We start from the raw sequence: 2,447 nt of genomic DNA, 5'->3' as shown, positions 1-2,447 counted from the left end.
GGTGGTGGTGGTGTCGATTCGTTGGGCGAGGGTGGCGGGGGTGGGGGCTTCGAAGAGGGTGCGGAGGGGGAGTTCGGTGCCGAGGGTGGTGCGGATGCGGCTGGTGAGGCGGGTGGCGAGGAGGGAGTGTCCGCCGAGGTCGAAGAAGCTGTCCTCGACGCCGACCGAGGGCAGGCCGAGGACTTCGGCGAAGACGGTGCAGAGCAGTTCTTCGCGCAGGGTGGCGGGCGCGCGGCCGGCGCCGGTGGAGTAGGTGGGGACGGGCAGCGCCTTGCGGTCGAGCTTGCCGTTGACGGTCAGGGGGAGGGCGGTCAGGACCAGTGTCGCCGACGGGACCATGTACTCGGGCAGTCGCTCGGCGGCGTACTGCCGCACCTGGGCGGCGAGTTCGTCGCCGCCGTGGCCGGCTTCGGCGGAGCCGGGGGCGGGGACGAGGTAGGCGACGAGGCGCTTGTCGCCGGGGGTGTCCTCGCGGACGAGGACGGCGGCCTGGGCGACTCCCGGGCAGGACGCCAGGGCGGCCTGGATCTCGCCGGGTTCGATGCGGAAGCCGCGGATCTTGACCTGGTCGTCGGTGCGGCCGACGAACTCCAGTTCTCCGTCGGTGGTCCAGCGGACGATGTCGCCGGTGCGGTAGATACGGTCGCCGGGCGCGCCGAAGGGGCAGGCGACGAAGCGTTCGGCGGTCAGGCCGGGGCGGCCCAGGTAGCCCCGGGCCAGGCCGGTGCCGGCGATGTACAGCTCCCCGGCCACACGTGGCGGCACCGGGCGCAGCTGGTCGTCCAGGACGAAGACCTGCGTGTTGTCCAGCGGGCGGCCGATCGGCGGGATCGCCCGTGGCAGCGGTGCGGCGGGGAGCCGGTGTCCGGTGGCGTAGGTGGTGGCCTCCGTCGGCCCGTAGACGTGCGACACCACGGTGTCCGGGCAAGCCGCCAGTACCGCCGCCATCGCGGCCGGTGAGGCCGCCTCGCCGCCCGTCAGCAGTTCGCCCAGGCCCGCCAAGGCCTCCGGCTCGTCCTCGGCCAGCAGGTTGAACAGGGCGGTGGTGAAGAACGCGCCGGTCACCCGCTGCTCGGTGAGTACGGACCGGAACACCGCCGGGTCCGTCTCGCCGACGGGCGCGAGCACCACCGTGCCGCCGGACAGCAGCGGCACCCACAGTTCGTAGGTGGAGCCGTCGAAGGCGAGGGGCGAGTGCAGGAGGACCCGGCGGTGCGCGGCCGGGTGGAACATCCGGTCGGCGGCGAGGGCTGCGATGTTGCGGTGCGTCGCCATGACGCCCTTCGGGATGCCGGTCGAGCCGGAGGTGTACATCGCGTAGGCCACCTGGTCCGGGTGGACCGGGACGGCCGGCGCGGTGTCGGGGAACGCCGCCACCGCCTCCGGGCCCGTGCTCAACAGGACGGCACCGTCGGGAAGTTCGATGTCCCGGCCGAGAAGGCCGTCGGACAGCACCACCCGGGCCGAGCTCTCCCGGAGGATCTGCTGGATCCGCGCCGCTGGGTACCGGGTGTCGAGCGGGATGTAGCTGCCGCCCGCCTTGAGCACGCCCAGGATCGCGACGACCAGGTCCAGGGACCGCTCGCCGAGCAGTACCACCCGGCTCTCCGGTCCGATGCCGGCGGCGATCAGGCGGTGGGCGAGGCGGTTGCTGCGGGCGTCGAGGTCGGCGTAGCTGAGCTGCCGGTCGGCGTGGACGAGGGCGGTGGCGTCGGGGGTGCGGGCCGCCTGCGCCGCGAAGAGGGCGGTGAGCGGCTGGGTGGGGTCGCCGGTGGAGGTGTCGTTCCAGGCGGTCAGGACGTGACGGCGGTCGTCGGGGGTGAGCAGGTCGACGGAGTGGACCGGGGCGGTGGGGTCGGCGGCGAAGGTGGCGAGGAGGTGAACCCAGTGACGGCCGAGGAGTTCGATCGACTTCTGGTCGAAGAGGTCGGTGGCGTAGGTGATGCGGGTGGTGAGGCCGGCGGGGTTTCCGGTGGGGTCATGGTGTTCGCTGATGTCGAGTTGGAGGTCGAACTTGGCGGCGGGGGCGCCGGTGGGCAGGGAGGTGGTGGTGAGGCCGGGGAGGTCGAGGGTGGCGGTGGCGTTGTTCTGGAGGGCGAGCATGACCTGGAAGAGCGGGTGCCGGGCCATGGAGCGGGTGGGCGCCAGCTCCTCGACGAGGCGTTCGAAGGGGATGTCCTGGTGGGTGTAGGCGGTGAGACCGGCTTCGCGGACGCGGGCGAGGAGTTGGGTGAAGGTGGGGTTGCCGGTGAGGTCGGTGCGCAGCACGAGGGTGTTGACGAAGAGGCCGACGAGGTTGTCGAGGTTGTCGTCGGTGCGTCCGGCGATGGGTGTGCCGATGGGGATGTCGTGTCCTGCGCCGAGGTGGGAGAGGAGGGTGGCGAGGGCGGTCTGGAGGACCATGAAGAGGGTGGCGCCGTTGGTGCGGGCGGTGTGGGTGAGGGCGG

At 72.5% G+C, this 2,447-nt stretch carries 1 protein-coding gene; it reads right to left on the bottom strand.

The features are described 5' to 3' along the window. Positions 1–2,447, bottom strand: a 2,447-nt coding sequence (locus AB0D10_RS46160; RefSeq protein WP_360269065.1) for an amino acid adenylation domain-containing protein, incomplete at both ends; no start/stop codon positions are given.

It is taken from the genome of Kitasatospora sp. NPDC048545 (assembly GCF_040651155.1).
Taxonomy (GTDB): Bacteria; Actinomycetota; Actinomycetes; order Streptomycetales; family Streptomycetaceae; genus Kitasatospora.
This window is presented reverse-complemented; position numbering and strand designations above follow the sequence as displayed.